This is a genomic window from Endozoicomonas sp. (assembly GCF_031844845.1).
Taxonomy (GTDB): Bacteria; Pseudomonadota; Gammaproteobacteria; order Pseudomonadales; family Endozoicomonadaceae; genus Endozoicomonas.
Map to the genome: position 1 here is coordinate 1 of NZ_JAVRMB020000073.1, position 6,754 is coordinate 6,754.

General features: G+C 42.6%; 5 protein-coding genes. 2 read left to right on the top strand and 3 right to left on the bottom strand.

What is annotated here, in order from left to right:
- Positions 1 to 544: 544 nt before the first annotated feature.
- Together RM811_RS03390 and RM811_RS03395 are read right to left on the bottom strand one after the other, a co-directional pair.
- Positions 545 to 1,645 (bottom strand): AarF/UbiB family protein, encoded by a 1,101-nt coding sequence (locus tag RM811_RS03390; protein WP_402520767.1) that lies wholly within the window; start codon positions 1,643 to 1,645, stop codon positions 545 to 547.
- Between the two features lie 61 nt (positions 1,646 to 1,706).
- Positions 1,707 to 2,108: a hypothetical protein gene (locus RM811_RS03395; RefSeq protein WP_402520769.1), complete on the bottom strand. Its 402-nt coding sequence runs from the start codon at positions 2,106 to 2,108 to the stop codon at positions 1,707 to 1,709.
- A 384-nt stretch (positions 2,109 to 2,492) separates the two neighbouring features.
- Between RM811_RS03395 and RM811_RS03400 the strand changes: the two genes are divergently transcribed.
- Positions 2,493 to 2,741, top strand: a complete 249-nt coding sequence (locus RM811_RS03400) for a hypothetical protein (RefSeq protein WP_402520771.1) — start codon at positions 2,493 to 2,495, stop codon at positions 2,739 to 2,741.
- 601 nt (positions 2,742 to 3,342) lie between these two features.
- On the opposite strand, the gene RM811_RS03405 is transcribed toward RM811_RS03400, so the two are convergent.
- Positions 3,343 to 5,331 (bottom strand): AarF/UbiB family protein, encoded by a 1,989-nt coding sequence (locus RM811_RS03405; RefSeq protein WP_402520773.1) that lies wholly within the window; start codon positions 5,329 to 5,331, stop codon positions 3,343 to 3,345.
- 323 nt (positions 5,332 to 5,654) lie between these two features.
- Between RM811_RS03405 and RM811_RS03410 the strand changes: the two genes are divergently transcribed.
- A partial coding sequence (locus tag RM811_RS03410) for a transposase (RefSeq protein ID WP_402520775.1) occupies positions 5,655 to 6,754 on the top strand: 1,100 nt, incomplete at its 3' end.

Genomic DNA, 6,754 nt, shown 5'->3' on the forward strand with positions numbered 1-6,754 from the left:
TTTGCGCCGAACAGCACGCCATTGAGCCATGTATTAAAAAACGTGTTTAATATCGCATTTTACTGATATGTCATAATTGGCAGCTTTTAATAACTGCATAGTAGTTTTATTTTCTTGCTAGATACCATTAGAGATAAAAAGGCTCCCAACCATTAACGGTAACTTAGCCGAGTCATGGGCTATGAACGCCCACAACGGTTTACCACTTTTAAATGTTCTTAAATGCAGACCTTTCGAACCCATCTATCTGAATTCCAATACGCCATAACGAACACACTCCCTCGGGATCGCGTAACCCTATGCCACGAACGTAATCATTAAATGGTTTGGTATAACTTATGTTTTTTTCACAATCACTCAGCTTATCAACATCCTTCAAATCGAAAGCTGCCTTGCACATTATTTGAGGCAGTGCCTGGGCAAACTCCTCCTTTGAAGGCATTGCACTTCCACCATCAGTGGTGTCAGAATCAAACCACCAGTCAGCCTTAAGCCAGTCATAAAGTTTATGGCAGGCTGCCTCAACACTATTGGCATTTAGGTACTAGATATAATCCGCTTCTGAAAGGCGAATATCATCCCCAATACTGTCGCCAAACAAATAAGTAATATCACGTTCAAGACACTTTAAGCCATCATTCGTCAGAGGCACGAAGGTTAAATCTTTGATCCAGATGGGTTCAGCACCATCATCTTGTTCATGAGAGACTACGGGAACCTCAGCTTCTACCTTTTTGGCTTGAAATGAATTGCTATCACTATCTTCAACAGAATCGTGGAATCTGTGATGAAATAACTTAAATAAAGATTTTATTAATTGATAGTTCAACATGCCAATAGCATGTGTGAATATACTTTTAACCGTAAAACAGTTCCCATGGTCAATGAAGTAAATACAAATATCGTCATCGTCTAATGTCATCATCATATTACCAGTCTGGAAATCACCATTAAAAAAACAGTGTATCCGCCCCGCATCCCGATAAACTTTCAGGATCTGCTCTTTAAGTTGTGAGCAAGTCAACTGTATCTGGGCTTCAGATAAAGGTTGTTGGTTATTCCATGCAGGCGTCCAACGACCCAGCATATCCTTTATCTCTTGCACTCGATCAAGGGTACAACCGTCAATAAGTTCCATAACCAATACATCAGAGCTTGAAAAATCAGGATAAACATCAGGCACTTTAAATTTCACCTGCACCTTTCGCCCCTTGTCATTCAGGTTAGAAGCGGAAGTGCTTCCATCTTCAAACCTTACCGACTTTGCAGGTGAAGGTGTACCGTTATCTTTATTAGTGAAAGAGGTATCAGAAGACTCGACACTTTTCCTTTTGAGTGAATATTTACCATCTGAAGAGTCGGAAACGGTGTTCCCACAACTTATTTCAACAGAGACGAGAAGTTTCTCAACAACTTCAACAGAGTCTTCTGCCTCGGCATTAACAGGCAAAACGATATGGTAATCACCGTTGCTTGATAGAGACTTGAATATTTCAGCCTGTGTTTGAGTATATTCAAGCTCTCTGGATAAATCCGTTTCCTCACTTATTATATCAAAGAAAGCGCTTATCCCATTAAGATTATCAATACCAAACAGAGCAATCCGTTCAATCACAGGGATAATAAGATTTTGAATAATTTTCACATCACATTTCACATAATTCCTCGTCATGGCTGAGATAGATTTAGCCGCATAATCCTTACTATCAATACAAACACGATCGACCTGACAAATCGTTCCTCGACCCAGCGTGGTGATATGCGAGCATATCAGAAACTGCTGCCCCCTTACCTTGAGAAATAGATTCCTTCAGAGTATCCAGTACTCTTTCAGGATCAATTTCACCCACCTGTTGCATGCTTAAACTTGTTTTAAGACAATTAATTAATCGTATAATTTCAGCCTCAGCCTCAGCCTTATTGCCGGAGATTCCTTCAATAATCCCTGGTTTCAATAACAGAGTCTGAGCCAATTTTCCGAAGATGCCTCCCTTTTCTAGTACATGACGCTTAGCCTCCGGTGATTGATAATAAGCTGCACTACTCAGTGTTTTGATAATTTGAATGCATCTTAATGCTTTACTGCCACCACTGCTAACATTATTCATGAAGAGGGTAACTGGTTGAATTGCTGATAATATTCGCTGACACATACTTAAGCCAGAATCTGAGACATGAGGTGCAACGCTATGGAGATCAATGCCTATTTTGGGCCTTACCTCTGACACCTATATTCCATTAACTGATAATGAATCATCGATTTTCTCATCCCCCCTCCGTAAATTGCGAGAATCCCTACCACCATCGTTAGAAACTGTGTGAAAGTTGTCCATGACTTACCTCATACATTTATATTTATTGTGACGTTTTGACCAAGTACTAAAGAAAATAGTTCCATCAAACTCCGATTTTAAACCTGACAGGCAGCCTACCGCCATGGTGAACCCTGGCGACAGTCGCTTCTGGCATACCTTCGGGGAAATCATGACTTTATGATGAAAGCGATCAATGATATTCCAGAGTTATCCATGGAGCCTCTGCAGGCCACCTATCTGGCCTGGATTGATATCAGTAAACTGGGTCTGGAAGATCCCCATCAGTTCTTCGATCAAGCCGGGGTTGGACTCTCTCCCGGCAAACAGTTTGGTGATGGGAACTATCTGAGCCTTAATTTCGGCTGCAGTCGTTCCTTGCTGGAAGAAGCGGTTAAACGAATGGCTAAAGCGGTAAAACAACTCTGAACAGTTGAAACAAAATGCAAAAAGCGCAGTACGCTTTGCTAGACGCCAGACTTGACTTGTGCAGGTTTTTTAGTCGTAATAACACAATCGTTTTTCAGTTTTTAGAACCTGCATAAAGGCAACTTGAGCATTTGTCATAACAATGAATGAGGGCTAAGTTACCGTTAATGGTTGGGAGCCTTTTTATCTCTAATGGTATCTAGCAAGAAAATAAAACTACTATGCAGTTATTAAAAGCTGCCCATTATGACATATAAGTAAAACGCGATATTAAACACGTTTTTTAATACATGGCTCAATTGCGTGCTGTTCGGCGCAAAGACAATAAAGGATATAAAAATTTAGGATTTATTACTTGCGGGCATAGGAATAAAATTCAGACCAACCACTAACGGTAACTTAGCCATGAATGAGTGTTGCGCTCGTTGCGATTTAATTAAGAGTATGCACTGATCTATACATTAAAAAATTATGTTTAAGATCGATTTTGGCCGAGATGCCAAAATCGACAGCTTTTAATAGCTAAATGGCAATTTTATTTTCTTCGTAGCTTATGTTAGAAATAAAAAAGCTACCAACCATTAACGGCAACTTACGCCACTCAACCAAATGCTAACTTCAATCGAGCATAGTTGAATTCCTCAACCAAAAGAGTTAATCGTACAAGTGCTAAATCGCCTCCAGGAAAACTTAATCCCATGCCATGGACGAAATCATCAAATGGGATACCCGACCTCTCGAACTGTGTTTCAAAATCCAGCTTATCAAACTCCTTTAATTCAAAAGCTACCTTGAAGAGCGTTGGTATCAGCCTATTGACAAAATCATCCTTGCACGGAAATGCTCTTTCATTACCGCTGCGTTCACTCTGGACCCAGTCAGATTTTAGCCAGTCATAAAGTTTATGACAGACCTCCTCAACACTCCTCGTTGACTTGCACCACTCTATATCATCGTCTACGGAAGGAATGAAATTCTTACCCAATATTTCATAATTTTCAATTGTGGATTCAATATGTTGTATATCATTATATGACAAAGGACTATAGGTTAGTTCCCTAATCCTTACAGCCTCCTTTGATTTCAAAGTGACATGAATAGCTTCAGCCTTACCATCTTGTTGTTCATGGCCCGCTAATTCTTCGATCAAAGCCAAAGGATTCATGGAAACATCACCAGAACCTACCGCATCTCTAGCGATATCTTCAGCAATACGGCATCGGCTATGGAAAAAGTTAACTAAAGTTTTTATAAGGGCGTAGTGCAGAGATTTAGCAGTAGGGGAAGGACTTCTAACCGATATACAGTGACCATGGTCAATGCAGTAAACGACAACTTTGTTTTCTTCTAATTTCATCATGAAATTACCAAGCTGGAAGTCAGCATTAATAAACTCATTTTCCCGTGCCGCCTCCAGATAAACTTCCATGACAAGTGATTTAACACTATAGGTAAACATAGCTATCTGTGGAGGTGTAAAGGGTTTATTGTCATTCCAGTCAGGTTTCCATGAAAGCAGCATGTTATTTATTTCTTCATTGCGATCCAGGGAAAAACCGTCAATAATCTCCATAACCAATGAATTAGTACTTGAAAGATCTGGATAAACTCGAGGCACTTTAAATTTCACAGGTACCGTAAAACACTCTTTCATATTCACTTCACGGTAGAACTCCAAATGGTAACCCCCGTCCGTTGATGGTTTATTGAAAATATCAGTCTGTCTCCTGGTATTTTGTAACTCTATTGATAAATCCGTTTCCTGAATGATTTTTTCAATATCCCTGGAGAGAGCATCTAAATCCGTTTCTGAAATCTTCCCCCAGCATTTAGCCAGTAACAAAGCACCTCTTGCCAGCCCAGCATCGCTCTTCATAGCCCATACCAAACGGGGTGATAGCGTTTTAACAGCATAATCTTTATCATTTATACGAACATGGTCGATTTGGGCAATCGTTCCTCGCCCTAACACCTTGATATGATGGATATTAACACCTTCAGCAGACTCGCCCTGAGACTGTGCAAGGGATGCTTTCAGAATGCGCACTACCTCTTCAGAAGTAATTTCACCTCCCTGGTATTGGCTATTGGCACTGGCCAAAGCAAGCCTTACACGTTCGTTATCACCCTTGGAATAATTGCTTTCTTGATTATGTCCCATTAAGTTCGAAAGCTCTGGCTGCATTTGTGCAATTTTCCCAAAAATACCTCCCAAATTTATCGTATCCCGAATAACCTCCGGTGATCGATAATAGACAGCTGGCGTCAGTGCCACAGCAACTTGAATGAATCTTAATAGTGGGGAGATTAATGGTGGAGAGAACCTGCTAGCCTTACCCATCAAGCGGCCAATTGACTGAGTGACATTTAATATAGATCGCTGTATCTTCCTGCTATCTAAGCCACCTCTCCGTATTGGTCGACGGCCTAAACCAGTGGGTCGAGACGTCCGACCAGAAAGCTTAGACTTCATCTGATGTTTTCGTGGACTCCAACCAGTGAGCTTATATTCCTGACCTGCTGCACTGCCAGTCGACATCTGCTGACCAGATTGGATCTGTCTGGTATGGCTATTCCCGGAAACATTCATATCATTCATCCTTTTTTGTTAAGTAGTTCTCATCAAGAAACGCTGTAGGCCCCGTATGGCAGACGGTCAGGTCTAAAAAATTCATTTTGTTTTGACACCTGCTCCGCACGACTTTCGGGGCCTGTAGCGGAGTTGATGCGATTTTTACGTAAATTTGAAGCACCTTGGGTCTCTATAGCCTACGTGTCCCAAGGGCTAGAGTTTCTGCATGGGAACTAAGTAGGTACTCGACTTTAGAGTTCTCAAAGCACAATAGTTCAGCAGCGAACGCATAATCTGCTAAATAGCAACCATCCCCAACCACCAAGTTCGAGACGGTTGCTATGCTCACTTCAGATCATCGAGTGATCCTCCGGGAACTCGCTTTATATACAACCTTTCTTGCCGGAGCGCTATCACCAACTGCAGTACCAACGTTCTGTGAATTGCTGTTCGGGTGCATGCTCGCAGGGGACGGGTTTGTTACGCAGGCGCTGTTGTCGATAAACTTTCATTGTGTGTGGAGCAGCTACCACCACTGGATCTCCCAGGGGAAGTGGCGATGGAAGCACCTGGCGTGCCGTTTGATCCGCCTGGTCTGCTCAAAAGCTCCACCGGACGAACCGGTGACTCTGGGACTTGATGACTGGGTGATCGAACGATTTTCTGATAAAGCCCCTGCTTGTCGTACCCATCATCAACACAGTAAAAAGCGTAACCGACCGACGTATATCTGGGGGCAATGCTGGGTATCTCTGGCCGTGATATTTGAACGGGCTGCAGACGAAGTGTTTACCGCCATACCGGTCATCTCATTTCCGGCTCCTGCTTCGGGCAACGCCAGCAAACTGAGAATTGCCGTTGCCATGCTCAAGGTGGTACGTCAGGAAGTACAGGACCGAGCGTTGCGTTTGGTTACCGATTGCTGGTTTATGAACTGGACGCTGATGAAACCAGCTCTGGAAATGAATATCGAAGTCGTTGGTCAAATACCTCGAAATCGAGCCCTGTATGCACTGCCGCCTACACCGCTTGTAAAGAAACGGGGGCGACCCAAAAAATACGGTACCAAGATGACAGCAGACGAGGTGGAGAAACTGCCGGAAGACAGAGCTACCGTATGGATGTACAACAAGTTTCGCACAATACGTTATCGCACCATGATTTGCCGTGCCAGGTTCCTTAAAGGTCGCGAAGTGAGAGTTGTCTGGAGCCGTTTTGAAAATGACAAGGGACTGACTGAAAACAGGATATTCATCTCAACCAATGTAGAGCACGAAGGGCTGGAAGTTCTTCGTGCCTACGCAAAGAGATGGCCGGTTGAACCTATGTTTCATCAACTCAAACACGCTTTCGGCTGCTGTCACTTGTGGCAACAAAAGTTGAGAACGCTTCTGCGATGGATGCATTTGAAAATGGCAGGCTATGCATTATTACAGTTGTT

Coding starts and splice junctions, on each gene's coding strand:
- RM811_RS03405 (WP_402520773.1), bottom strand. CDS start 5,331: ATGAATGTTTCCGGGAATAGCCATACCAGACAGATCCAATCTGGTCAG.
- RM811_RS03395 (WP_402520769.1), bottom strand. CDS start 2,108: ATGAATAATGTTAGCAGTGGTGGCAGTAAAGCATTAAGATGCATTCAA.
- RM811_RS03400 (WP_402520771.1), top strand. CDS start 2,493: ATGATGAAAGCGATCAATGATATTCCAGAGTTATCCATGGAGCCTCTG.